This is a genomic window from Leisingera sp. F5 (genome assembly GCF_001593695.1).
Genome location: NZ_LUKH01000015.1, coordinates 55,386 through 78,273, shown reverse-complemented (window position 1 = coordinate 78,273; position 22,888 = coordinate 55,386). Strand labels below are relative to the sequence as shown.

The window sequence follows — 22,888 nt, the reverse complement described above, 5'->3', positions numbered from 1 at the left end:
GTGTTTCGGCCGGGTGCCCGGGCGGCTTAGCCCCTTGGGGCGGCGGCACGGCGGAGACGGTCATTGATGGCGGCACCCAGTCCCAGTTCTGGAACCGGCGCAACGGCGATGGGTTTGCCAAGCGCGTCCAGACGGTGCAGATGGCCAAAGAGATTGGCAGCGGCCTCAGCCAGGTCTGCACTGGCTGAGAGGTTCAGATCGCCTCCGCCGGGGCCGAAACCAAGATACAACTCTCCGTCCACCGCTTTGGCGGCGTTCAGCCGGACCGGCGCGCCCGGGGCGTAATGGGACAGCAGCTGGCCCGGGGCGGTCAGCGGGTCCTGCACGTCGCGCATCGACAGTTTGCGGCCCAGCACCGCCTCGATCTCTTCCGCGGCCAGCCCGCCGGGGCGCAGCAGCATCGGCTTGGGACCGGCAAGTCCGACTATGGTTGACTCCAGCCCGACACCGCAGGCGCCGTCATCAAGGATCGCGGCAATGCGCCCGTCCAAGCCTGCCTGCACATGGGCCGCCGTGGTCGGGCTGATCTTGCCGGACGGGTTGGCGGAAGGGGCCGCAACCGGACCGTCCAGCGCCTGCAGCAATGCCTGGCCAGCGGGGTGGGCCGGTACGCGCACCCCTAAAGTTTCCAGCCCGGCAGTGACCAGCGGCGAAATCCCGTGGCCAGCACGCAGCGGCAGCACCAGGGTCAGCGGACCGGGCCAGAAGGCCTGCGCCAGCGTCTCCGCCGTATCGTTCCACTGAACATAGCGCTGTGCCGCCTCAGCCGAATGCACATGCGCGATCAATGGGTTGAAGGACGGGCGCCCTTTGGCCTCATAGATTGCGGCCACCGCCGCGCCCTGCCGCGCGTCGGCGCCAAGGCCATAAACTGTCTCAGTTGGAAAGGAGACCAGCCTGCCCTCCCGCAACAGCCGGGCGGCGCGGGCAATGCCGGTTGCCGTTGCGGCAAGGATTTCGGTGCTTTGCAGGGGCATTCCGGGTGACGCGGCGTTTTGGTTGATTGAAATGAGCGTCCGATTAGGTAATCGGTCAAGCCAATGACCTTAATAGGCCCGTGCCGGGAAGCCAAGGCTGCCCGTGCCAGGACGCCCCTTAAAAGACCGCCAGAGGACGCCCATGACCTTCCGTGCCCCCGTTTCCGAGTATGAATTTCTGTTGAACCATGTTGTCGGCTATGATGCCATCCCGGCCACAGACCGCTTTGCCGAGGCCACATCGGATGTGGTGAGCGCCATCCTTAACGAGGCTGGCAAGATGTGCGGCGAGGTGATGGCCCCGTTGCAGCGCAATGGCGATCTGACCCCGGCCTATCTGGAAAACGGCGTGCTGCGGACCTCGCCCGGTTTCGGCGATGGGTTCAAAGCCATCGCAGAGGGCGGCTGGATCGGCATGAGCGCACCGGAGGAATACGGCGGCATGGGACTGCCGCTGACCGTGGCCACCGCGGTGAACGAGATGATGGCAGGCGCCTGCCTGTCGCTGCAGCTGGCACCGCTGATGAGCCAGGGCCAGATCGAGGCGCTGGAGCATCATGCCTCGGATGCGATCAAGGAACTGTACCTGCCCAAGCTGATCTCGGGCGAATGGTCCGGCACCATGAACCTGACCGAACCGCAGGCGGGCTCGGACGTGGGCGCGCTCAGCTCCAAGGCGGTGCCGAACGGCGATGGCACCTATGCGGTCAGCGGCCAGAAGATCTTTATTTCTTGGGGTGATAATGATTTCTGCGGCAATATCTGTCATCTGGTGCTGGCGCGGCTGCCGGACGGGGGGCCGGGGACCAAGGGGATCTCACTGTTCCTGGTGCCGAAATTCCTGCCGGATGCCGACGGTAACCCGGGCAAAGCAAATGATCTCAAGGTCGTCAGCCTGGAGCACAAGATGGGCCTGCACGGCTCCCCCACCTGCGTGATGCAATATGACGGCGCCATCGGCTGGCTGGTCGGCGCGGAACATGGCGGCATGGCAGCCATGTTCACCATGATGAACAACGCGCGCCTTGGCGTGGGCGGGCAGGGTGTCGGCGCTGGTGAGGGCGCCTATCAGCATGCGCTGGCTTATGCGCTGGAGCGCAAGCAGGGCCGTACCGCCAGCGGAACGATTGTTGACCACGCCGATGTGCGCCGGATGCTGATGGAGATGAAGGCGGAGCTGTTTGCCTCCCGTGCGATTCTGCTGGCCTGTGCGCAGGCAATCGATATGCAGGCTGCCACCGGTGACAAAACCTGGGCGTCCCGCGCGGCGTTTCTGACGCCGATTGCCAAGGCCTTTGGCACCGACACCGGAATCCGGGTGGCCGAGACCGGGGTGCAGGTGCACGGCGGCATGGGCTTCATCGAGGAATCCGGTGCGGCACAGTACTGCCGCGATGTCCGGGTAACCGCGATCTACGAGGGCACCAATGGTATCCAGTCGATGGATCTGGTGGCCCGCAAGATGATGGATGGCGGCGAGATGGCGTCTGCATTGATCGACGAGATTGAGGAGCAGGCCGAACGGGCCCGCGCCACCCATCCGAACATGGCGGAATCCGTCTGGCAGGCCTGCGAGAGCCTGCGGGAGGCCACCGAATGGCTGGTATCCCAGCAGGACATGCAGGACCGATTTGCCGGTTCCGTGCCGTATCTGCGGGCCTTTGCCCGGGTGCTGGGCGGACACTATCATCTGGCCGCAGCAATGGCCGACCAAGGCGGTCCGCGCGAAAAACTGGCGCGGTTCTACATCACCCGGATGCTGCCCGAACATAGCGGCCTGCTGGCCCATGCGCAGGCTGGCGCTGCGGGCACCTTTGCCCTTAGCCTCGAAGAACTGGCAGGTTGATCTGTGACTGATATCCCCGACGTCTCGCCCCGCACCCCGTGGGAAGAACCGCCTGCGCAGGGCGAAGCCATCGAAGTGGCCGAAGGCGTCCTTTGGATGCGCCAGCCGCTGCCAATGAAGCTCGACCACGTCAATGTCTATGCGCTGGATGACGGTGACGGCTGGACTGTGATTGATACCGGGTTCAACACCCGCAAAAGCCGCGCGATCTGGGAAAGCCTGATGGCGGGGCCATTAAAGGGCAGGCCGGTCACGCGCGTTGTCGGCACTCACCACCACCCGGACCACATCGGCCTGGCCGGCTGGTTTCAATCGCAGCACGGCGCCGAGCTGGTCACCACCCGCACCGCCTGGCTGTTTGCTCGGATGCTGACCCTGGACGTGCAGGAGGCCTGGCCTGAGGAAACACTGGCCTATTACCGCAGCGCCGGCATGGACAAGGCGTTTTACGAAAAACGCGCCAGCGACCGGCCCTTCAACTTTGCCGATACGGTGCACCCGATGCCGCTGGGCTTCACCCGCATCAAGCAGGGGGATGCGATCCGCATGGGCGGGCGCGACTGGGATGTGCATATCGGCAACGGCCACGCGCCTGAACATGCGACCTTCTGGAGCCGCGACGATAATCTGGTGATCGCTGGCGATCAGATCCTGTCAACCATCAGCCCCAATATCGGCGTTTACGCGACCGAGCCGATGGCGGATCCCTTGGGGGAATGGCTGGAGGCCTGCGAGCGCCTGTCGAAACTGGCGCGGCCCGATCATCTGGCCTTGGGCGGGCACAAGCTGCCGTTCACCCGGCTGCCCTTGCGGATGCAGCAGCTGATCGGCAACCACCACGGCGCGCTGGAGCGGCTGATGGATCACCTGTCCGTGCCGCAAACCGCAGCCGATTGCTTTGCGCCGTTGTTCAAGCGCACAATCGGTGAAGGTGAGTACGGGCTTGCGCTGGTCGAGGCAGTGGCCCATGTAAATCATCTGTACCACACCGGCCAGGTGGATCGCTTGAAACGCGAAGACGGCGCTTGGCTTTATCAGCGCAAGGGGTAAGGCACCCCGCAAGAGGGGGAGACACCATGAGCGACGAGATTTCTACCAGTGCTGAGGCGGCAGAGGCGGCGGTGCTGCCCTGCGTGCATGAAGTCCATGCCGATCCCGAAGCCTGCGCAGGCCTGCGCAAGGTTCCGGAAAAACTGCAAAAGCAGGATGCGGCCAAAAGCCCGGCGCGCTGGGCCTATGAGCGGCTGATCCTCTATATCCAGAATTTCGAACAGCAGCTGGACGCCGAACACGAGGTTGCGATGGGCTTTGCTGGCGGCAATGCGGGCGTGCTGCGGATCGAAGGGATGGGCTATTATGATCCCGATATCATCACCTTTTATGGCAGCGAGGGTTCCGGCGCGCGCACCCAGCTGGTGCAGCATGTCAGCCAGCTGAACGTGATGCTGCGGGCGGTGCCCAAGGCGCAGGAAGAAGCCCCGGCCAACCGGATCGGCTTCCGGCTCGCGTCGGATCTGGAGCAAGAGTAAGCTACGGACCGGGCGCCGGGCGATTCGATTCAGCTCCGGAGCCGGCCCGGTCGGAGCCAGGTTTGCTGGCGATGCTGAGGAACACACCGCGTCTTTCTGACAGATGCGCCCGAAAGACGTGGTGACAGAGGGCGGCAAATCCAGTAATCACCGTGAAAACGCACGTGAATTGAGGGATAACTCACATGGCTGAACATCAGCACGGCACCATGGACACCGCGGTTCAGGAAAAAGTCTATACCGGCTTTCTGACCTTTATCACCCGCTCCTGCATTGCTCTGATCGTCTTCGCGCTGTTTCTGGCGGTTTTCGCCACCTGATCCCAGTCCAAGGAGCGCGCGCCTTGCGTAATCTGCTGTGCCTTGGCGCGGTTCTGCTCGCGCTTGCGGGCTGCGCGGCGCCTCAGCAACCCAATGCGGATGCTGACACACTGGCGCGGGTGGCCTACCGCCAGCCCGGCCCGGCGACGCTGACCCTGTACACGATGATCAATAACCGCACCGGCCGGGGCGGCCACGCGTCGCTGATGATCAACGCGTCAGAGCGGGTGATCTTTGATCCGGCAGGCTCGTTCTATGCCGCCATAGTGCCGGAACGGAACGACGTTCTTTATGGCATCACGCCTGCGGTGGAAAAGGCCTATCGCGGCGCCCATGCCCGCAGCACGTTCCATGTGGTGGTGCAGCGGGTCGAGGTGACGCCCGAGCAGGCCCAGAAAGCCTATCAGCTGGCGGTGACCAACGGCCGCGTGCCGGGCGCCTATTGCGCCCAGGCCACCATCGGCATCCTGCAGCAGATCCCCGGGTTCGAAAGCCTGAACCGCACTTTCTATCCGGAAAAACTGTCAGCGCAGTTCGGCCAGCTACCGGGTGTGGTGACTGACCGTTACTATGAGAACGACAGCGCCGATCTGCAGGCAGGCCTTGCCAAAGGCGACGCCGCGCTGAGCGCTGCTGAGTAAGCCTTCCGCCCGGAAAAAGCCGAAAGCGCCGGGTGAACACTAGGCGGCGAGGTACAACAGCAGCAGCGACAGCCCGCCGGTGCCCAGGCCCCAAAGCACATTTCTTGTCAGGTATCCGACGGCAAAAGTCGCGGCAGCGGCTGCAAAATGCACCAGGCTGGGCTCGCCGCCCGTGGGCGCAGGCCAGACAGCTAGCGGTGCAACCAGCGCCGGGATGATCGCCACCGCCGTATAGCGCAGATGGCGCATCAGCCAGGGTGCAATCGGCTTGCCGCCCATAAAGCCGATGAAGGCAAACCGCAGCGCATAGCTGCCAAGCGCCAGCCCGATGATCACGGTCCACAGAAGCGGGGCGGGGATGCTGTTCATTTCGCGGCCTCCGTCTTGGATTTCTGCCGTTCCAGCCACAGCTCGGCCTGGGCGCCTGCTATCATGCCCGCAATCCCGGCCACGATCAGCCCCAGATTAAACGGCAGGGCAGCAGCGGGCAGCGAGGTCGCCACCGCGACGAAACAGGCAGCGATATGCGCAGGCGTGCGCAGCATCGGCCCGATCATCGCCAGAAACGCCAGCGGCAGCACAAAATCAACACCCCAGCTTTCGGGAATGCGGGTGCCGACCAGCGCGCCCAATGCGGTGGCAATCACCCAGGCGGGTGCGACGATGCCGTTGGTGCCAAAGAAATAGGCCATCCGCTGTGGCACGGTCATCTCCGGCTTGGTCTCAAACTGAACAATCGACAGCGCATAAGACTGATCCACCATGAAATAGGCCGCCAGTGCGCGCTGCCACATCGGCGCATCACCCAAGTAAGGCGTCAGCGACGCCGAATACATCGCCATCCGCAGGTTCACCGCCAGGGCCGAAATCAGGATGATGATCAGCGGCGCGTTTTCCTGCATCAGTTGCAGCGCGGTGAACTGGGCGGCGCCGGCAAAGACCGCCAATGAAAACGCAAAGGCTTCGGGCATGATCAGCCCGGCCTCTGCCGCCAGCACCCCGAACAGGAACCCGAAGGGCGAGGCCATGAAGATGAAGGGGGCGCTGTCGCGAAACCCCTTCCAGAAGGCCGATTTGGTGGTGGTGATTGCCATCTGCGCGTCCTAGATTGCGTGCAACCGGCCTACGGCGGTGGCAGAAGGAATGCAATTGGTGAGTATGGATATCACGTCAGAATATCTGATCGCGCCCGGTGTCGCCGACCCGCGGCTGACCCGCGCCGTCACTGGTGTTGATCAGAACGGCGAAGCCAGCGACATCTCAGTGGTCGAGGAGCGCCCGCTGACCATCTTCCTGAACTCCCAGGAAATTGTCACCGCCATGACCATAGGCGACTACCCGGAATACCTGGCACTTGGATTCCTGCGCAATCAGCGGATGCTGCAGGACGGGGACGAGATCACCCGCGTCGACTATGACGAGGATCTGGAAACCGTGGTGGTCCGCACCGCGGTGGAAACCAGCCACGAGGAAAAGCTGAAGAAAAAGACCCGCACCTCCGGCTGCGCGGTCGGCACCGTCTTTGGCGACATGATGGAGGGGCTGGAGGACGTGCGCCTGCCTGAGGTGCAGGTGAAGACCTCCTGGCTCTACACGCTGGCGCACAAGATCAACCGCACGCCTTCGCTGTACCTTGAGGCCGGCGCCATTCACGGGACCGTGCTCTGCCAGCAGGACCGTCCGCTGGTCTATATGGAGGACGTCGGCCGCCACAACGCAGTGGACAAGATCGCGGGCTGGATGCTGTCGGAGCGGGCAGAGGCCGCGGACAAGATCCTTTATACTACCGGACGGCTGACCTCTGAGATGGTGATCAAGACCGCGATGATGGGCATTCCGGTGCTGGCGTCCCGCTCCGGCTTCACCGCCTGGGGTGTTGAGATTGCACGCGAAGTGGGTTTGACCCTCATCGGCCGCATGCGCGGCCAGCGGTTCATTTGTCTCTCGGGCGAGGAGCGGCTGCTGCGGGACATGGATCCGAAGGACGCGCCGCAGGAAGAGAAGAAACACAGGCGGAAGAGCGCGGAGGGGTAACCGGATTTCACGTGAAATCCGGCCCGGAAAACACGTGTTTTCCGCCGCTGGAGGAGAAGGCATGACAGAACAGAAGCCATTGGGCGTAATCCTCGCAGGCGGCCTTGCCACCCGGATGGGTGGCGGCGACAAGGGGCGGCTGCAGGTCGGCGGCCAGAGTCTGTTGTCCCGCGTCGTGGATCGGCTGTCGCCGCAGGTTTCCAGCCTTGCACTCAATGCCAATGGCGATCCGGAGCGGTTTGCCGATCTGGGCCTGCCGGTTATTGCCGACTCGATCGCGGGCTTTGCCGGCCCTCTGGCAGGTGTCCTGGCGGGCCTCGACTGGGCGGCGGAGCAGGGCGCGGACTCCATCGTCACCGCCGCCGCAGACACGCCCTTCTTCCCGCAGGATCTGGCCGCCCGCCTGACCGCAGCAGCAGCGGGCATGGAACAGCCGCTGGTGCTCGCCACTACCCCGCGCACCGGCGACGAAGCGCTGAAATCCGGCGGCGGCAAACGCGTGAACCGGCACCCGGCCTTCGGCCTCTGGCCCGTTGCCCTGCGCGATGACCTGCGTGCGGCACTACAGGGGGGCTTGCGCAAGGTGGTCATGTGGACCGACCAGCATGGCGGCCGCGAGGCGCTGTTCGAGGCTGATCCCTATGACCCGTTCTTCAACATCAACACGCCAGAGGACCTGGCCATGGCCGAGGCGCTGCTGGCATGAAGATCTATGGCGTCACCGGCTGGAAGAACAACGGCAAGACCGGGCTGATGGAACGGTTGGTGGCGGAATTCTGCACGCGCGGGCTGACGGTTTCGACGCTGAAGCACGCCCACCACGCAACGGACGTGGACCAGCCCGGCACCGACAGCTACCGGCACCGGCAGGCCGGCGCGGCGGAGGTGGTGCTGGCCTCGCCGAACAGGGTGGCGATCATGCAGGAACTGCGCGGGGCAGGCGAGCCATCCTTCACCGAACTACTGGCGCGGCTGCGTCCCGTGGATCTGGTGCTGGTCGAAGGCTTCAAGCGCGAGGCCCACCCCAAGATCGAAGCCTACAGAACCTCCGCAGGCCAGCCGCTGATTGCTCCGGACGACCGAACCATCCGGGCCGTGGCCAGCGACGTTTCGCTGCATTTGGACCGCCCGGTGTTCGATCTGAACGCTACAGCGGCAATCGCAGACTTCATCCAGTCGGAATTGGGGATGTGAGCCGCTTTGATACCTTTCTCGCCGTCGACTGGTCGGCCGCCAAGCGCAAGCCCCGGCGCCAAAGCAAAGACGCGATTTGGTTGGGGGCGGCACGTGAAGGAACTGCGGAAAGGCAAGTTTATTGCCGCAGCCGGCAGGAGGCAGAGGCTTGGATCAGCAGCTTCCTTGATGAGGAGCAGGCCGCGGGGCGGCGGGTACTGGCTGCGTTTGACTTTCCCTTCGGCTACCCGCGTGGATTTGCGCGCCGGGTTACCGGTTCGGATGACCCCTTTGCCCTTTGGCAGTGGCTGGGTGAACGGATCTCAGACTCTGAGGACGGAACGAACAACCGGTTCGAAGTCGCCTCCGCAATGAACCGGCTGTTTGCCGGCCCTGGTCCGTTCTGGGGTAAGCCGGATGAGGCGCGCTGGCCAGATATTCCCTACCGCAAGTCCGGCATAGTCTATAAGGATGTGGCAGAACGGCGCAGCGCGGATTTGGCGGCCAAGGCGGCCTCCTCCTGTTTTCAGCTGTTTTTCAACCCGACAGTTGGCAGCCAGACCCTCATGGGGCTGCCGGTTCTGCAGCGATTGCGCCTCCGTCACGGGGCCGCTGTCTGGCCCTTCGAGAACATTGCGAACGCGCAAATTGTGTTCGCGGAAATTTGGCCAGGGTTGATCGAGCCCGCCGTAAAGGCTGAGATGGCTGCTGCCGGCCGGGAAGAAATCCGCGACCGGGTGCAGATGCGGCTGTTGTCGCAAGCGCTCAGCCGTCTGCCGGCAGAGGAGCTTGCAGCAATGCTGGCTGCAGTACCTGAGGAAGCGCAAGAGGAAGCTTGGATATTGGGCACCGGATACGAAGACCGCTTAAACGCGCTGGCCATGGATAAGGCGGGTCCGCTGGCACCGCCACCGCTCAGCAATGATTGCTTTGCCCTGCCTGCGGGCGCGGACTGGACTCCGGTCGATGACGCGCTGGCGCTGCTCAGGGACAGGCTGGGGCCGGTCACCGGGGCGGAAACCCTGCCGCTGGCAGACGCTCTTGGCCGGGTGCTGGCAAAGAATGCGATGGCCAAACGCTCCAACCCGCCACTGCCCAATACAGCGGTGGATGGCTACGGTTTTGCCGGCAGTAAGGGTGAAGGACCGCATGTGCTGCCGCTCATGCTGGGACGTGCCGCAGCCGGTGTTCCATACGGCGGTACAGTGCCCGCAGGCAGCGCCATCCGCGTTTTGACCGGCGCCGCGTTGCCGGACGGTGTGGATACGGTGATCCTTGAGGAAGACGTGAACACCGACGGCGCCCGGATCGCCTTCAACGGTCCGCTGAAACAGGGGGCAAATACCCGCAAGGCTGGTGAGGATGTTTGCGCGGGAGACGGCATCCTGCCCGCAGGCCGGGTCATAGCACCCGCCGATCTGGCGCTGGCCTCCGCTACCGGGCTGGCGGAACTCACTGTGCGGCTGCCGTTGCGGGTCGGTGTGCTCTCCACCGGTGACGAGCTGGTCGAGGCAGGAGAACCCGCAGGTAAGGGGCAGATTTTTGATGCCAATCGACCGATGCTGCTGGCGCTGATCCGCCAGCTGGGATTTGTACCGGTTGATCTGGGCAAGGCCGCGGATGACCGAGAGGCCTTGCGGGCGCATCTGGACGGCGCCGCCGCGCAAACGGATATGATTCTGACCTCCGGCGGCGCCTCTGCCGGGGATGAGGATCACATGTCGGCGCTCTTGCGCGAGGCGGGCGCGATGCAGGAATGGCGCATTGCGCTGAAGCCGGGCCGCCCGCTGGCGCTGGGCATGTGGCAGGGCACGCCGGTCTTCGGGTTGCCAGGCAACCCGGTGGCTGCATTGGTCTGCACGCTGATTTTTGCCCGACCCGCGATGGGCCTTATGGCGGGCGCAGGCTGGCAGGAGCCGCAGGGGTTCGCCGTGCCTGCCGCCTTTCAAAAACGCAAGAAGCCGGGCCGCCGCGAATACCTGCGGGCACGTGTACGGGACGGCCGCGCGGAGGTGTTCAAATCCGAAGGCTCCGGCCGCATCAGCAGTCTAAGCTGGGCTGAAGGGCTGGTGGAGCTTGGCGACGGCGCCGCAGAGATCAATCCCGGCGATCCTGTGCGCTTCATTCCTTACAGCAGCTTTGCCATGTGAACGGGGCGCTCCCGCCCGTGGCCCGGCGCATCGCAGATGCTTGCCCGCCGTTGGGCTTGGCGCCGCGCTGACGCGCGGCGCGGAGGCGCTGACTATTCATCTTTGAGAAAATATTCGCGCCGCAGGCAGCGGCCCGAAGGGCCGCCCCCTCAATCGAAGGTTCCGGCCACCCGGCCCAGCAGCATGAAGGCGCGGGCGGTGCGGGTGTTTCCAAGGGCGGAAATCTCGCCGTCAGTCGCTTCAGCCTCAAATTCCGCGAACATCTGATCAAAGCGGCGCAGAAAATGATGCGCGGCATCGCGGAAAATCGGATCCTGCTTCATCCGTGCTGCTGTCAGCGCCAGCGAGGTGCGGTCGCGCACGCCGCCAAGGGGGGCCACGGCCCGGCCGCGCGTACCTTGGGCAAACTGGCGCCAGATCTCAGGGCGGGCCATATCAGGGCGCAGATCGTCCATATAGATGCCGTCCTGGCTGAGCAAGGTCAGCACATCCTGTGCAGCCTGGATCACCTGGGCGGCCTTGCGGTCCTGCAGGGCCGCGCGCAGGGCGGCGAAACCGTCCTGATCCTCCGCCGTTTCCGGGAAATTCAGCGCCCGGATGAAATGTTCGGCTGGCAGCGGCGGCGCGGCATCCTCGGCCTGGGTGCCCAAAGCCAGCGATCCTTGCTCGGCAGCCGCCAGCTCGGCCGCTTCGGCGGGGATTGCCGGGCGCACCGGATTGCGGCGGCTGGTGTGGAAGGTGGCCAGAGCCGTTTCCGTCTTGCGGGTGGCCTCGGCGATTTCTTCCAGCCGTTTGGCCATCGACGGCTCGGCCACTGCGGCATGCTGCTGGGCCTGAGAGAGATAGGTCTGGCGCAGCCCGTCAATCGCCGCCTGCAGCTGCTCGCTCTCCTCGCGCATCACCCGGGCCGAGCGCGCGGCAGAGGCCGCAACCCACAGCATCGCCAGCGGCAGCACCAGAGCCAGAACGCCGGTGATCAGGTCGGCCCATTGCGACAGCCCGGAACCCTGCGGCGTAAAGACAAAGAACCCGACCGCCGCCAGAAGCCACAGAGCGCCCAAGGCAATGGCTGCCAGCTCGGCACCGCCCAGCCCATTGCCCGCAGGTCCGTCAAGGCGCCGCAGCGGGCGGTTGCCGGCGGGGTTCGGATTGGATCCGGGACTGCTGCTGGAGCCTGTCATGAACACTCGCTGTTTTGCGGATCAGGAATAGACGATCTTGAGGATCTCATAAGCACGCTCACCGCCGGGGGTGCGCACTTCCACACTGTCGCCTTCGTCCTTGCCGATCAAGGCGCGCGCGATGGGGGATTTGATATTCAGCAAGCCCGCCTCGATGTTGGCCTCATGCTCGCCAACGATTTGCCAGGTCTTTTCTTCGTCGGTGTCCTCGTCCACCACGGTCACTTTGGCACCGAACTTGATCGCGCCGGACAATTTGGCCGGATTGATTACATCAGCCAGCGACAGGAGGCCTTCCAGCTCCTTGACGCGGCCCTCGATAAAGGACTGCTTTTCACGCGCCGAATGGTACTCGGCGTTCTCCGACAGATCGCCTAGCTCGCGGGCTTCGGCAATTGCCTGAATGATCGCCGGCCGTTCGACGGATTTCAGGTTCTTCAGTTCGCTTTCCAGCGCGGCGTGACCCGCAGGGGTCATCGGGATCTTTTCCATCAGATTGGTCCAGGTCGCTATTATGGTTTTTCTTGTCAGTATGAAAACCGCAGCCCCGCAGCATGAGCCGCGGGGCCTCCGGTCCGGTTGACAATTACCTGACCCAATCCTGCACCCGATTTCAAGTGCGCGCAGGGCTTACCGGCATGCAATTCCGCCTAAGCAGGCGGATTGGCGGAGTTTTCCACAGGATTGCGCGAAAAAATGCCGCGCAGGGGCAGCCTCGGCAGCCCCGCTTGCCATAGAATATCAATCATATTGCACTGCCTCGTATTCGATGCCGTTCTCGTCGTGAAAGTAGAAACGGCGGCCCGGTTCATAGTCGCCGTGGTTCATCGGTGTGAAGCCAGCAGCCTTTACCGCGGCCTCGGTTGCGTCCAGATCCTCGACGATCACCGCCAGATGGTTCAGCCCGCCAACGATGCCATAGCTTTCCGGCGCTTTGCCCGCGGGCGTGCGCGGCGTGTAAAGCGCAAGATAGCTGGTCTCACCGCCGGTATGCACGGTGTAACCGCCATTCTTGGCGTCCCCTTCCCAGCGCACATGCCAGCCGAAAACCTCTTTCATCCATTTTGCAGTGGCATTGGGGTCGGCGACGGTGACGTTTGCATGTTCAAGAACTGCGCTCATTGGAAATCTCCTTGTCGCTTGAGCAAATCTGTTGATACGACTCACCGTAATTCCTAAACCTAACTTTAGCTCAAGAGAATTCTTCAAGGAAAATACCATGCCTTCCTCCGCCGGAATCTCCATCGGTTATCTGGCCGACCGCACCGGGCTCGCCGTGTCCGCGATCCGTTACTACGAGGCGCAAGGCCTGGTGGAACCCTGGCGCAATGCCGGCGGCCAGCGGCGGTTCCACCGCGCTGACATCCGGCGGATGAGTTTCATCATGATTGCCCAGCAGTTCGGCTTTTCCTTGCCGGAGATCCGCGGGTTCCTGAAAAGCCTGCCGGGCAGCCGCACCCCCACCAAGGACGACTGGGCCTGCATCTCGGAAAGCTTCCGCAGCCATTTGGACCAGCGAATTGAAACTTTGGTGCGACTGCGCGACAATCTGGATGGCTGCATAGGCTGCGGCTGTCTGTCGCTTCCGAATTGCAAACTTTACAACCCGCAAGATCAGGCCTCACAGAAGGGGCAGGGCCCCAGATATCTGATGGGAGACCGGCCCGAGACAGAGACCGCGGCGGAAAATGATCCTTGAATGACGAAATTGGACGCACTTTTTGTCTCAGTTGCCTGTTTTACAGGTGTTTGACGCGGAGTTTGGATTGACCGGCAGGTCCGCCAAACGCTAAGCAACCGCGAAATAATATTGCGCCCACGCACCATTGTGTGGCCGGTAGCGAACAAAAGCCAAGGAGCGCCGCAAAATGGCCGAGATTGAACGCGAAGCGATGGAATACGACGTAGTGATCGTCGGGGCCGGCCCTGCCGGCCTGTCTGCGGCCATCCGCCTGAAACAGCTGGACGCTGACCTTGAGGTCGTGGTCCTGGAAAAAGGCTCGGAAGTGGGCGCGCACATTCTGTCGGGTGCGGTGCTGGACCCAAGCGGCCTGAATGCGCTGATCCCCGACTGGAAGGAAAAAGGCGCGCCGCTGAACGTCGAAGTGAAGGAAGACAACTTCCTGATGCTGGGCGAAGCCGGCCATGTCCGCATCCCCAACTTCCCCATGCCGCCGCTGATGAACAACCACGGCAACTACATCGTCTCGATGGGCAATGTCTGCCGCTGGATGGCGGAACAGGCCGAGGAACTGGGCATTGAGATCTTTCCGGGCATGGCCTGTTCGGAACTGGTCTATGGCGAAAACGGCGAAGTGAAAGGCGTTGTCGCGGGCGAGTTCGGCAAGAACCCTGACGGCACCCCCGGCCCGTCATATGAACCGGGCATGGAGCTGCACGGCAAATATGTCTTCATCTCCGAAGGCGTGCGCGGCTCCTTGGCCAAGGAAGTGATCAACAAATACGATCTGGCCGCCGGCAAGGACGTGCAGAAATACGGCGTCGGCATGAAAGAGATCTGGGAGATCGATCCGGCCAAGCACAAGGAAGGCACCGTTACCCACACCATGGGCTGGCCGCTGGGCTCCAACGCGGGCGGCGGGTCGTTCATCTACCACCTGGATAACAACCAGGTCTACGTGGGCTTTGTGGTGCACCTGAACTACAAGAATCCGCACCTGTTCCCCTACATGGAATTCCAGCGTTTCAAACACCACCCGGTGGTGGCCCAGCTGCTGGAAGGCGGCAAGCGCGTGGCCTATGGCGCCCGTGCCATCACCGAAGGCGGCTATCAGTCGATGCCGAAACTGGTGGCCCCGGGCGTGGCACTGCTGGGCTGTTCGGCCGGCATGGTCAACGTGCCGCGCATCAAGGGCAACCACAACGCGATGCTGTCCGGCAAGGCCGCAGCCGAAGCCGCCTATGACGCGATCAAGGCAGAGCGTTCCGGCGACGAGCTGACCGCCTATGAAGCCGACGTGCGCGACGGCGCCATCGGCAAGGACCTCAAGATGGTCCGCAACGTGAAGCCGATGTGGTCCAAATGGGGCCTCACCGCGTCGCTGGCCTTTGGCGGATTGGACATGTGGACCAACAACCTCTTTGGTTTCTCTTTCTTCGGCACGCTGAGCCACGGCAAAAACGACGCCGAGGCGACCGAGGAAGCCTCCAAGCACAAGCCCATCGACTACCCGAAACCCGATGGCGTGCTGTCCTTCGACCGTCTGACCAACGTGTCTTTTGCGATGACCAACCACGAGGAAAGCCAGCCCTGCCACCTGCAGCTTGGCAACGCCGACACTCCGATTGCGGTCAACCTGCCGAAATTCGCGGAACCGGCGCAGCGCTACTGCCCGGCCGGCGTCTATGAAGTGGTGGAGAAAGACGGCCAGCCGGAGTTCGTGATCAACTTCCAGAACTGCGTCCACTGCAAGACCTGCGACATCAAGGACCCGTCCCAGAACATCACTTGGACCACGCCGCAGGGCGGCGACGGGCCGAACTACCCGAACATGTGATCGGAATTTCAGTTTTCGGCACGGATTCGCCGGAATTTATGGGGCGGCCCTCGGGCCGCCCCATTGCGTGTTGACGGGCACCGCACTACGCTTTCTTACAAGAGCAAAGAGCAGTAAATCGTAAGGGGGTCCCGCGTGCCCGTATCCATTCTTCGCACCCTGACAAGTGCGGCCCTGGTGGCCGCCGCCGTGCCTGCCGCGCAGGCGGAAGGGCTGGCTGGCTCATATCTGGCCGGGCGGGCCGCAACCTATGACAGCGATTTTGCCGCTGCAGCACTTTATTACACCCAGGCGCTGGCGCGGGATCCGCAAAACCCGCTGCTGATGGAAAACGTGGTCTTTGCGCAGCTCGCCATGGGGAAGGCCGAACTGGCAGTGCCGGTTGCTGAACGGCTGCTGCAGGGCGGTGCCCGCAGCCAGGTGGCCAATATCATTATTGCGGGCGGCCATGCGGCAGAGGGCGATTTCCAGGCAATTCTGGACCGCGACGCCGAACAGGAAGCGATCCACCCGCTGGTGGACGGGCTTTTGGAAGGCTGGGCGCATATCGGCACAGGGTCAGTGTCCAGCGCGCTTAAGACTTTTGAGCGGCTGGCCGAAGATGGCAGCCTGCAGCCCTTCGTGCTCTATCACCGGGCGCTGGCACTGGCCTCGGCTGGCGACTATGGCGGCGCCGAGGCGTTGTTTACCGCCGAGGATGGACGCCTGGCGACCCTCAGCCGCCGGGCGGCAGTTGCACGAGTGCAGATCCTGTCGCAGCTGGGCCGCAACGAGGATGCTCGCGAGGCGCTGAAAGCAGCCTTTGGCAGCCGCCTGGATCCCGGGCTGGAAGCCATGGATGTACAGCTCGCCGCCGGCGAGACATTGGCCTATACCATCGCTCCCAGCCCGCAGGAGGGCATCGCCGAGGTGTTTTATACTCTCGGCGCGGCACTGAACGGCGATACGGCCAACGACTATGTGCTGATGTATGCCCGCATGGCGGCCTCGCTGCGCCCCGATCATGTTGACGCAATCCTGCTCAGCGCAGGCCTTCTGGACCAGCTTGGTCGCTACGAGTTGTCCGTTGCGACCTACAAGCAGGTGCCCAACGGCCATCCCGATTATCACGCCGCTGAAATGGGCCGCGCCGAGGCCCTGCGCCGCGCCGCCAAACCGGACGCAGCAATCGAAGTTCTGGAACAGCTGGCGCGGGACTTTCCGGAGCAACCCAGCGTCTATGTCAGCCTTGGCGATCTGCTGCGCCAGCAGGAAGACTACGCGGGTGCTGCCGGAGCCTATGACAAGGCGCTGGCCAACACATCCGAAGACTCTGGCACTCGCTGGTTCCTCTATTATGCCCGCGGAATCTGCCATGAACGGCTGGATCAATGGGACCAGGCCGAGGCCGATTTCCGCGCCTCGCTGGAGCTGGACCCGAACCGGCCGCAGGTGCTGAACTACCTGGGCTATTCGCTTGTCGAAAAAAGCAGCAAGCTGGACGAAGCGCTGGACATGATCGAACGCGCCGTCGCGGCACGCCCTGATTCCGGCTTCATCGTCGACAGCCTGGGCTGGGTGCTCTACCGCATGGGCCAGTTTGACGATGCCGTCGCCCATATGGAACGTGCGGTGGAACTGATGCCGGTGGACCCGGTGGTCAACGACCACCTGGGCGACGTCTACTGGGCCGTGGGCCGGGCGCGTGAGGCAGAGTTCCAGTGGAAGCGGGCGCTTTCCTTCATCGACCCGGAAGACACTGATGGCGAAGCCGACCCCGAGCGCATCCGCCGCAAGCTGGAAGTGGGCCTGGACGCCGTGCTCGCCGAGGAAGGCGCCCAGCCGCTGAAGGTCGCCAATGGCGGCTGAGGTCTTTGCACCTGCCAAGATCAACCTGACCCTGCATGTGACCGGCCGCCGCGCCGACGGCTATCACTTGCTGGATTCGCTGGTGGTCTTTGCCGATACGGGGGATCTGCTGCAGCTTGATCCCGGACCTGAGCTGGCGCTGGAGGTCTCCGGCCTGTTTGCGGGCGGCGTGCCTGCGGATGAGCGCAACCTGGTTTGGAAAGCCGCTGCAGGGGCTGGCTGGACCGGCCGGATCAGCCTCAACAAGCATCTGCCCCATGGCGCGGGCATCGGGGGCGGTTCGTCAGACGCCGCTGCGGTTCTGCGGGCACTTTCCAGGCAGGGTTGCGGTTTTCCCGATGAATTGCCGCTGTCGCTTGGCGCCGATGTGCCGGTCTGCATGGCCGCCCGCGCGGCCCGGATGGAGGGGATCGGCGAACAAGTGACGCCGGTGGACCTGCCAGAGCTGCACGCGCTGCTGGTTAATCCCGGCGCACATGTTCCGACCGGGGTGGTGTTTTGCGAACTTGCCTCCCGCAACAATCCGCCGCTGCCGCAGGACATTCCGGCTTTCGCCTCCGCCGCGGACTGCGCCGCGTGGCTTGGAGAACAGCGCAATGACCTGGAAGCGCCCGCCATCAGCGTAGCGCCCGAAATCGAACGCGTGCTCTCGGATCTGCGCAGCTCCCGCAACGCGCTGCTGGCCCGCATGTCCGGCTCCGGTGCCACCTGTTTTGCACTTTACCCCTCAAAGAAAGCCGCGCATTTTGCAGCCTATGAGATCGGGGCTGAACATCCCGAGTGGTGGTGCAGCGCAGTGACTTTGACCTGAAACACCGCGCGCGGCGGAACACGGGCACTCCCGCCCGCGGCCCGGCGCATCAAAGATGCTTGCCCGCCGTTGAGCCCGGCGCCGCCCTTCTGCTTCTTTCTGGTCCTAAATACCTCCGGGGGTGAGGCCGGAATGGCTGAGGGGGCAGCGCCCCCTTTACCCGGTCAGTTCAGCCGCGAAACCACATAGTCGGCCAGATCGCGCAGCATGGTACGGATCTCGTGATCGGGCAGGGCGTCAAGTGCTGCCCTCGCCTTCGCCGCCCAGGTATTTGCATCCGCGCGGGTGGCCTCCAACGTGCCGTATTTTGCCATCAGCGCCAGTGCCTGCTCCAGGTCGCCGTCCTGCTGCTTGCCCTTCTCGATGGTGCGGGTCCAGAACGCGCGCTCTTCATCCGTGGCCTGCGCCACCGCCTTGATCACCGGCAGGGTCAGCTTGCGTTCGCGGAAATCGTCGCCGACGTTCTTGCCGGTGGCCTTGCTGTCGCCTTGATAGTCCAAAAGGTCATCAGCAATCTGAAAGGCAATCCCTAGCGCGTCGCCATAGTCAAACAGCGCCTTCACCTGCGCTTCCGATGCGCCGGCGATCACGCCGCCCACTTCAGTTGCCGCCGAGAACAGCGCCGCGGTCTTGCCGCGCACCACCTGCAGATAAATATCCTCGCCGGTCTTCAGGTTCGACGCTGCCGTCATCTGCAGCACCTCGCCCTCGGCAATGGTGGCCGATGCATTGGCGAGGATGTCCAGCACCCGCAAGGAGCCGGTCTCCACCATCAGCTGGAAGCTGCGGGCAAACAGATAATCCCCCACCAGAACCGAGCTTTTGTTGTCCCAGAGCAGGTTCGCGGTGGGCCGCCCGCGCCGCTGGGCGCTCTCATCCACCACATCGTCATGCAGCAGGGTGGCGGTATGGATGAACTCAACCGTGGCCGCCAATTTCAGGTGATGATCGCCCTCGTAGCCGCACATCTTCGCCGCCGCCAGCGTCAGCATGGGCCGCAGGCGTTTGCCGCCGGCCTCGACCAGATGCGCCGTCACCTCGGGTATACGCGGCGCATGCTGCGATGCCATCCGGGTCCGGATCAGCACATTCACAGCATCCAGCTCCTGGCTCAGCGTGGCGGCCAGCATTTCATGCGGCTTCCTGGTCATCACTTGGTCCATCACTTTCCCGCTCGCAAGGCTCGACAAGGCCGGGGCCTTGCCCTTAGATCCAATCCTATGAAAGAGCTTCTGCGCAGCACCGATCCGACGATCATGGCCTTTGCCTCCGCCCTTCTTGAGGGTGAGGATATAGACTGCTTTCAAATGGACGTAAATATGAGCATCCTGGAAGGCGGGATCGGAATTTTCCCGCGCCGCCTGATGGTGCGAACGGATGACTACGAGGATGCGCTGGTGGTGATGCGCGACAATGAAATCCCGCTGGGCCAATGAACGCATTTGCAGAGGACGCGCTAAGCTGCAACGGGTTTCTTGGCGGCAGGGTGCAGCTGTGGCAGCCCGCCAAGGGCTACCGCGCAGGGGTTGACCCGGTGCTTCTGGCGGCAGCGGTTCCTGCAAGGGCCGGGGAGGCCGTGCTGGAGCTGGGGTGCGGTGCCGGTCAGGCCTTGCTGTGCCTTGCGGCGCGGGTGCCGGATCTGCATCTGGCGGGGATTGAGCTGCAGCGGCCCTATGCGGAACTGGCCCGGCGCAACGCGGCGGAGAATGGTCAGGCTGTCGAGGTGTTCGAGGCCGATCTTTCCGCGCTGCCGCAGGTGCTGAAACAGCGCCAGTTCCAGCATGTGATCGCCAATCCGCCCTACTACAAACCGGGTGCCCATAGTTCGGCGCGCGATGCCGGCAGGCAGGTCGCTCTGGGGGAGGGCACGCCGCTGGCAGACTGGATCACAACCGCGGCCCGCCGTCTGGCACCCAAAGGTTATCTGCATATGATCCAGCGGGCGGACCGGCTGCCGGATATGCTGGCGGCCTGCAGCGGCTGCCTCGGCTCTATAGAAGTGCTGCCGCTGGTGCCCCGCGCTGACCGCGCCGCGGAGCTGGTGATCCTGCGCGCGCGCAAAGGCGGCCGGGCGGATTTCCGGCTGTTTGCGCCGCTGATTCTGCATGAGGGCGCCAAACACGAACGGGACGGAGACAGCTACCGGCGGCAAATCCAGGCTGTTTTGCGCGACGGGGCGGCCTTGCCCTGGCCGGGATAAGCCGGAACGCCGAGCGGCGCTAACTTAGGTGCAGTGCGCTGTGGATTCAACCTTTGCGAACATGATGCAAGCGGCATTCTGCCAGAATGCGCCACCGTCTGCGGCAAAATGCGCGGCGCATGGCCGATATGAAAATTTCATGACAAAAATACTGCGGCTGCGGCGTGACAGACGTAAAAACTTGTGGTCCACTCCTTGGTGTCAAACACATCTAGCTCAAAGAAGGAGGGTTGCCATGAGCCTTAGCTCGCATCTGACCGAACTTAAGAAGAAGCACGAGCATCTGAGCATGGAAGTGGAACAGGCCCAACGATCGCCCAGTACCGACGGTCTGGAAATCGCATCAATGAAAAAGCAAAAGCTCAAGCTGAAGGAAGAGATTGAGCGGTTGGCTGCTGAAGTAGCCTGAAGAGTTCCCGCCGGGACGGATCCCGGCAACACGGTTCGGAGGGCCTGCCCGGCGCGGCGGCCCTCTTTTCATTTTCTGCGATTGCTGTTCGTTGTGCCAGCCGTCAGCGATGGTCAAATTTCAAGTCAGCCGCGGGCACTGGCCCGTGCCGCAATCAGCGCCCCGCCGGTAATCAGCGCCGCCGCCAGTGCCAGCCCCCATGAGGCCGCCGCGATGCCCGCCAGCACCAGGATCAGCGTCGACAGCAAAGGCGCCGCATAAGAACTGGTGCCGAGCATCTGAATATCGCCCTGCTTGACGCCAATGTCCCAGACGTAAAACGCCAGCCCCACAGGCCCGAGGCCCAGCAGCAGGGTTGAAACCCAGCCCAGCGTGCCCGCAGGCCAAACCGTCTCCTCCAGCGCGAAATGCAGCCCCCAGGAGGCCACGGCGGTGGCTAGGCAGAACACCGCAACCGAGCTGGTCGGCGCCCCGCCCACCAGCCGCGACAGCACTGAATATCCCGACCAGGTCAGCGCGCACAGCAGCGCCAGACCATAGCCGGGCAGATACTGCGCCTGAAACCCTTCACCGCCTCCCGAGATAATGGCCGCCGCCCCGGAAAACCCCAGTGCCGCGCCGGCAAGATGCCCCGCTTTCAGCTTCTCACCGGGCAACAGGCCGGAAAACAGCACGATCAGCAGGGGCCACAGATAGGCGATCAGCCCGGCCTCTGCTGCCGGTGCAAGCCGCAGCGCCGAGAAGTACAGCGCGTGGTAGCCGAACAGTCCCAGGGTGCCGAAGATATAGACCCGCAGCGGCACATGGCGCAGGTGTTTGAGCTTGCCTGCGGCGGCGGTCCAGATCATCCCCAGCGTGCCGCCTATGGTGAAACACAGCGCATTCAGCAGCAAGGGCGGGGTTGGCTCCGATCCGACGGTCAGCAGCGCCAGCAGCGCCCACAGCAAAACAGCGATGAAGCCAATGGCGGTCGCGCGGGTCTTTGTCATTGGGACTGCAGGTCCTGAATCGGGATGATTTCGAAATCGTCCCACATATGTGCAGTTTTCTCGATCTCTGCAAAGTACCAGTCGCGGAAGGCAGCAATCTGCGGCCGGTCCTTGGCTTCCGGCAGGCACAGGAAGCGGAACCGCGCTTCTGACTGGATGGCGATCTTGAAAGGCGCTGCCAGCCGCCCCTCGCGCACGTCCTTGATGATCAGCGGCCGCCGCCCCAGCGCCACGCCTAACCCGGCACAGGCCGCGTCGATGGCATGATCGGGGGCGGAAAAATGAGTGCCGCTGCCGGGGCTAAAGCCCGCTCCTGCCGCCTGGAACCAGGCAGGCCAGTCGCAGCCCGGTGCCACCTTGCTCAGAGAATCGTCAAAGATCAGCGGCGCTCTCTGCAGCGACTCCGGAGTTGGAAACTGCTCAAACAGCTCCGGCGTCATCACGGGCGTCAGCCAGTCGGGCCGGGTGCCATACGACGCCAGCCCGATGTCATCGGACACCCCGAAACGGATCGCCACATCCACATCGCCGCGGCGCAGGTCCACCACTTTGAGCGAGGCCGACAGCCGCAGTTCGATCTCCGGATGTGTGCGGGCAAACTCAAACAGCCGCGGTGCCAACCATTTTGCGGTTAGCGCCGGTCCGGCGGTTACTGTCAGCGTGGTCTCATCCAGCAGCCGCCGGGTGTTCTGCCAGGCCTGGCCCAATGTGCGGAAGCCCTCGGCTGCCCCCGGTGACAGTGTCTCTCCGGCCTCGGTCAGCTCCACTGCCCGGTTCAAGCGGCGGAACAGCGGCTGGCCCAGATGCTCCTCCAGAGATTTGATCTGAAAAGACAACGCGGCAGGGGTCACGTTCAGTTCCTCCGCCGCCTTGGCAAAGGACATGTGGCGGGCGGCTGCATCAAAGGCGCGCAGGGCGGTGAGGGGGGGCAGGCGGTCAGACATTTCACACAAGTACAGCTTAACTGAACCTCTGGAAAGTCTCGTTTGTATGTTTTACGGAACGTCCTCATATTGAATGCAGATAAAGGATACTGACTCGAAAAGGAGGCCGAAGATGCTGGAATACTCTGCTGATGCCGCCGTGAAGTCCGCCATGGCCCGCGCCCATGCCGAACGCGGTCAGGTGCTGAAACAAGCCTGGACCTGGCTGTTCGGCAAGCGGCCTGTGCCCGCTCTCCGCCCCAAGGTTTCCCGCTGGGCCTAAGCGCGCTTTAAACTCAATAAGGCACTTACGGGATAGGAAAAGGGCCGGTCCAAGTG

At 63.5% G+C, this 22,888-nt stretch carries 26 protein-coding genes; 17 read left to right on the top strand and 9 right to left on the bottom strand.

Annotated elements, in window-relative coordinates; all coding sequences use genetic code 11:
- Positions 1-26: 26 nt before the first annotated feature.
- Positions 27-977: an L-threonylcarbamoyladenylate synthase gene (locus A2I95_RS12590; RefSeq protein ID WP_291730097.1), complete on the bottom strand. Its 951-nt coding sequence runs from the start codon at positions 975-977 to the stop codon at positions 27-29.
- A 142-nt stretch (positions 978-1,119) separates the two neighbouring features.
- Between A2I95_RS12590 and A2I95_RS12585 the strand changes: the two genes are divergently transcribed.
- The 5 genes from A2I95_RS12585 to A2I95_RS12565 all read left to right on the top strand — a co-directional run bounded on the left by A2I95_RS12585 (position 1,120) and on the right by A2I95_RS12565 (position 5,313).
- Positions 1,120-2,823, top strand: a complete 1,704-nt coding sequence (locus A2I95_RS12585; protein ID WP_291730096.1) for an acyl-CoA dehydrogenase — start codon at positions 1,120-1,122, stop codon at positions 2,821-2,823.
- A gap of 3 nt (positions 2,824-2,826) precedes the next feature.
- Positions 2,827-3,873 (top strand): MBL fold metallo-hydrolase, encoded by a 1,047-nt coding sequence (locus A2I95_RS12580; protein WP_291730095.1) that lies wholly within the window; start codon positions 2,827-2,829, stop codon positions 3,871-3,873.
- 26 nt (positions 3,874-3,899) lie between these two features.
- Complete coding sequence (locus tag A2I95_RS12575) at positions 3,900-4,352, top strand: DUF6173 family protein (protein ID WP_291730094.1); 453 nt, start codon at positions 3,900-3,902, stop codon at positions 4,350-4,352.
- 185 nt (positions 4,353-4,537) lie between these two features.
- Complete coding sequence (locus tag A2I95_RS12570) at positions 4,538-4,672, top strand: aa3-type cytochrome c oxidase subunit IV (RefSeq protein ID WP_027256450.1); 135 nt, start codon at positions 4,538-4,540, stop codon at positions 4,670-4,672.
- A 23-nt stretch (positions 4,673-4,695) separates the two neighbouring features.
- Positions 4,696-5,313: a hypothetical protein gene (locus A2I95_RS12565; RefSeq protein ID WP_291730093.1), complete on the top strand. Its 618-nt coding sequence runs from the start codon at positions 4,696-4,698 to the stop codon at positions 5,311-5,313.
- Between the two features lie 39 nt (positions 5,314-5,352).
- On the opposite strand, the gene A2I95_RS12560 is transcribed toward A2I95_RS12565, so the two are convergent.
- Together A2I95_RS12560 and A2I95_RS12555 are read right to left on the bottom strand one after the other, a co-directional pair.
- Positions 5,353-5,682, bottom strand: a complete 330-nt coding sequence (locus A2I95_RS12560) for an AzlD domain-containing protein (protein ID WP_291730092.1) — start codon at positions 5,680-5,682, stop codon at positions 5,353-5,355.
- Positions 5,679-6,407, bottom strand: coding sequence for an AzlC family ABC transporter permease (locus A2I95_RS12555; RefSeq protein WP_291730091.1), 729 nt, complete (start codon positions 6,405-6,407; stop codon positions 5,679-5,681). Before A2I95_RS12555 ends, A2I95_RS12560 begins: the two co-directional genes overlap by 4 nt.
- 64 nt (positions 6,408-6,471) lie before the next feature.
- On the opposite strand from A2I95_RS12555, the gene A2I95_RS12550 reads away from it, so the two are divergent.
- The 4 genes from A2I95_RS12550 (at position 6,472) to glp (ending at position 10,670) form a co-directional block, all read left to right on the top strand.
- A complete protein-coding gene (locus A2I95_RS12550; protein ID WP_291730149.1) occupies positions 6,472-7,347 on the top strand; it encodes a formate dehydrogenase accessory sulfurtransferase FdhD in 876 nt (291 codons plus the stop codon).
- Positions 7,348-7,408: 61 nt separating this feature from the next.
- Complete coding sequence (mobA, locus tag A2I95_RS12545) at positions 7,409-8,053, top strand: molybdenum cofactor guanylyltransferase MobA (RefSeq protein WP_291730090.1); 645 nt, start codon at positions 7,409-7,411, stop codon at positions 8,051-8,053.
- Positions 8,050-8,541 carry a molybdopterin-guanine dinucleotide biosynthesis protein B gene (gene mobB / locus A2I95_RS12540; RefSeq protein WP_291730089.1) on the top strand — a complete coding sequence of 164 codons (492 nt, stop codon included), beginning with the start codon at positions 8,050-8,052 and terminating at the stop codon, positions 8,539-8,541. Before mobA ends, mobB begins: the two co-directional genes overlap by 4 nt.
- Positions 8,538-10,670 carry a gephyrin-like molybdotransferase Glp gene (glp, locus tag A2I95_RS12535; protein WP_291730088.1) on the top strand — a complete coding sequence of 711 codons (2,133 nt, stop codon included), beginning with the start codon at positions 8,538-8,540 and terminating at the stop codon, positions 10,668-10,670. Before mobB ends, glp begins: the two co-directional genes overlap by 4 nt.
- Before the next feature lie 149 nt (positions 10,671-10,819).
- Here glp and A2I95_RS12530 read toward each other — a convergent pair whose 3' ends face one another.
- From A2I95_RS12530 to A2I95_RS12520, 3 genes are all read right to left on the bottom strand, one after another.
- The gene (locus A2I95_RS12530; protein WP_291730087.1) at positions 10,820-11,851 is read right to left on the bottom strand and encodes a hypothetical protein; all 1,032 of its coding nucleotides are present in this window, start codon (positions 11,849-11,851) and stop codon (positions 10,820-10,822) included.
- Positions 11,852-11,872: 21 nt separating this feature from the next.
- Positions 11,873-12,343, bottom strand: coding sequence for a transcription elongation factor GreA (gene greA / locus A2I95_RS12525; RefSeq protein WP_027256440.1), 471 nt, complete (start codon positions 12,341-12,343; stop codon positions 11,873-11,875).
- A gap of 249 nt (positions 12,344-12,592) precedes the next feature.
- The gene (locus A2I95_RS12520) at positions 12,593-12,973 is read right to left on the bottom strand and encodes a VOC family protein (RefSeq protein WP_291730086.1); all 381 of its coding nucleotides are present in this window, start codon (positions 12,971-12,973) and stop codon (positions 12,593-12,595) included.
- 97 nt (positions 12,974-13,070) lie between these two features.
- Here A2I95_RS12520 and soxR point away from each other — a divergent pair, with 97 nt between their 5' ends.
- The 4 genes from soxR (at position 13,071) to A2I95_RS12500 (ending at position 18,028) form a co-directional block, all read left to right on the top strand.
- Positions 13,071-13,550: a redox-sensitive transcriptional activator SoxR gene (gene soxR / locus A2I95_RS12515; protein WP_027256438.1), complete on the top strand. Its 480-nt coding sequence runs from the start codon at positions 13,071-13,073 to the stop codon at positions 13,548-13,550.
- Positions 13,551-13,719: 169 nt separating this feature from the next.
- On the top strand, positions 13,720-15,369 hold the full coding sequence (locus A2I95_RS12510; protein WP_291730085.1) for an electron transfer flavoprotein-ubiquinone oxidoreductase: 1,650 nt from the start codon (positions 13,720-13,722) through the stop codon (positions 15,367-15,369).
- A 135-nt stretch (positions 15,370-15,504) separates the two neighbouring features.
- A complete protein-coding gene (locus A2I95_RS12505) occupies positions 15,505-17,217 on the top strand; it encodes a tetratricopeptide repeat protein (protein WP_291730084.1) in 1,713 nt (570 codons plus the stop codon).
- Positions 17,207-18,028: a 4-(cytidine 5'-diphospho)-2-C-methyl-D-erythritol kinase gene (locus tag A2I95_RS12500; protein WP_291730083.1), complete on the top strand. Its 822-nt coding sequence runs from the start codon at positions 17,207-17,209 to the stop codon at positions 18,026-18,028. The genes A2I95_RS12505 and A2I95_RS12500 overlap by 11 nt, the downstream gene beginning before the upstream one ends.
- A gap of 164 nt (positions 18,029-18,192) precedes the next feature.
- Here A2I95_RS12500 and A2I95_RS12495 read toward each other — a convergent pair whose 3' ends face one another.
- Positions 18,193-19,191 (bottom strand): polyprenyl synthetase family protein, encoded by a 999-nt coding sequence (locus A2I95_RS12495; protein ID WP_291730082.1) that lies wholly within the window; start codon positions 19,189-19,191, stop codon positions 18,193-18,195.
- A gap of 57 nt (positions 19,192-19,248) precedes the next feature.
- Between A2I95_RS12495 and A2I95_RS12490 the strand changes: the two genes are divergently transcribed.
- From A2I95_RS12490 to A2I95_RS12480, 3 genes are all read left to right on the top strand, one after another.
- Positions 19,249-19,464, top strand: a complete 216-nt coding sequence (locus A2I95_RS12490) for a DUF2007 domain-containing protein (RefSeq protein WP_027256433.1) — start codon at positions 19,249-19,251, stop codon at positions 19,462-19,464.
- Positions 19,461-20,228 carry a methyltransferase gene (locus tag A2I95_RS12485; protein ID WP_291730081.1) on the top strand — a complete coding sequence of 256 codons (768 nt, stop codon included), beginning with the start codon at positions 19,461-19,463 and terminating at the stop codon, positions 20,226-20,228. The genes A2I95_RS12490 and A2I95_RS12485 overlap by 4 nt, the downstream gene beginning before the upstream one ends.
- A gap of 235 nt (positions 20,229-20,463) precedes the next feature.
- On the top strand, positions 20,464-20,637 hold the full coding sequence (locus tag A2I95_RS12480; RefSeq protein WP_259990128.1) for a DUF465 domain-containing protein: 174 nt from the start codon (positions 20,464-20,466) through the stop codon (positions 20,635-20,637).
- A 125-nt stretch (positions 20,638-20,762) separates the two neighbouring features.
- Here the strand turns inward: A2I95_RS12480 and A2I95_RS12475 are convergent, their stop codons facing one another.
- Both A2I95_RS12475 and A2I95_RS12470 read right to left on the bottom strand, forming a co-directional pair.
- The gene (locus A2I95_RS12475; protein WP_291730080.1) at positions 20,763-21,626 is read right to left on the bottom strand and encodes an EamA family transporter; all 864 of its coding nucleotides are present in this window, start codon (positions 21,624-21,626) and stop codon (positions 20,763-20,765) included.
- Positions 21,623-22,570 carry a transcriptional regulator GcvA gene (locus A2I95_RS12470; protein WP_291730079.1) on the bottom strand — a complete coding sequence of 316 codons (948 nt, stop codon included), beginning with the start codon at positions 22,568-22,570 and terminating at the stop codon, positions 21,623-21,625. The genes A2I95_RS12475 and A2I95_RS12470 overlap by 4 nt, the downstream gene beginning before the upstream one ends.
- A 112-nt stretch (positions 22,571-22,682) precedes the next feature.
- Here A2I95_RS12470 and A2I95_RS12465 point away from each other — a divergent pair, with 112 nt between their 5' ends.
- Complete coding sequence (locus tag A2I95_RS12465; RefSeq protein WP_291730078.1) at positions 22,683-22,832, top strand: hypothetical protein; 150 nt, start codon at positions 22,683-22,685, stop codon at positions 22,830-22,832.
- Positions 22,833-22,888: the final 56 nt, after the last annotated feature.

Coding starts and splice junctions, on each gene's coding strand:
- A2I95_RS12590 (WP_291730097.1), bottom strand. CDS start 977: ATGCCCCTGCAAAGCACCGAAATCCTTGCCGCAACGGCAACCGGCATT.
- A2I95_RS12585 (WP_291730096.1), top strand. CDS start 1,120: ATGACCTTCCGTGCCCCCGTTTCCGAGTATGAATTTCTGTTGAACCAT.
- A2I95_RS12575 (WP_291730094.1), top strand. CDS start 3,900: ATGAGCGACGAGATTTCTACCAGTGCTGAGGCGGCAGAGGCGGCGGTG.
- A2I95_RS12570 (WP_027256450.1), top strand. CDS start 4,538: ATGGCTGAACATCAGCACGGCACCATGGACACCGCGGTTCAGGAAAAA.
- A2I95_RS12560 (WP_291730092.1), bottom strand. CDS start 5,682: ATGAACAGCATCCCCGCCCCGCTTCTGTGGACCGTGATCATCGGGCTG.
- A2I95_RS12555 (WP_291730091.1), bottom strand. CDS start 6,407: ATGGCAATCACCACCACCAAATCGGCCTTCTGGAAGGGGTTTCGCGAC.
- A2I95_RS12550 (WP_291730149.1), top strand. CDS start 6,472: ATGGATATCACGTCAGAATATCTGATCGCGCCCGGTGTCGCCGACCCG.
- mobA (WP_291730090.1), top strand. CDS start 7,409: ATGACAGAACAGAAGCCATTGGGCGTAATCCTCGCAGGCGGCCTTGCC.
- mobB (WP_291730089.1), top strand. CDS start 8,050: ATGAAGATCTATGGCGTCACCGGCTGGAAGAACAACGGCAAGACCGGG.
- A2I95_RS12530 (WP_291730087.1), bottom strand. CDS start 11,851: ATGACAGGCTCCAGCAGCAGTCCCGGATCCAATCCGAACCCCGCCGGC.
- greA (WP_027256440.1), bottom strand. CDS start 12,343: ATGGAAAAGATCCCGATGACCCCTGCGGGTCACGCCGCGCTGGAAAGC.
- A2I95_RS12520 (WP_291730086.1), bottom strand. CDS start 12,973: ATGAGCGCAGTTCTTGAACATGCAAACGTCACCGTCGCCGACCCCAAT.
- soxR (WP_027256438.1), top strand. CDS start 13,071: ATGCCTTCCTCCGCCGGAATCTCCATCGGTTATCTGGCCGACCGCACC.
- A2I95_RS12510 (WP_291730085.1), top strand. CDS start 13,720: ATGGCCGAGATTGAACGCGAAGCGATGGAATACGACGTAGTGATCGTC.
- A2I95_RS12500 (WP_291730083.1), top strand. CDS start 17,207: ATGGCGGCTGAGGTCTTTGCACCTGCCAAGATCAACCTGACCCTGCAT.
- A2I95_RS12495 (WP_291730082.1), bottom strand. CDS start 19,191: ATGGACCAAGTGATGACCAGGAAGCCGCATGAAATGCTGGCCGCCACG.
- A2I95_RS12490 (WP_027256433.1), top strand. CDS start 19,249: ATGAAAGAGCTTCTGCGCAGCACCGATCCGACGATCATGGCCTTTGCC.
- A2I95_RS12485 (WP_291730081.1), top strand. CDS start 19,461: ATGAACGCATTTGCAGAGGACGCGCTAAGCTGCAACGGGTTTCTTGGC.
- A2I95_RS12480 (WP_259990128.1), top strand. CDS start 20,464: ATGAGCCTTAGCTCGCATCTGACCGAACTTAAGAAGAAGCACGAGCAT.
- A2I95_RS12475 (WP_291730080.1), bottom strand. CDS start 21,626: ATGACAAAGACCCGCGCGACCGCCATTGGCTTCATCGCTGTTTTGCTG.
- A2I95_RS12470 (WP_291730079.1), bottom strand. CDS start 22,570: ATGTCTGACCGCCTGCCCCCCCTCACCGCCCTGCGCGCCTTTGATGCA.
- A2I95_RS12465 (WP_291730078.1), top strand. CDS start 22,683: ATGCTGGAATACTCTGCTGATGCCGCCGTGAAGTCCGCCATGGCCCGC.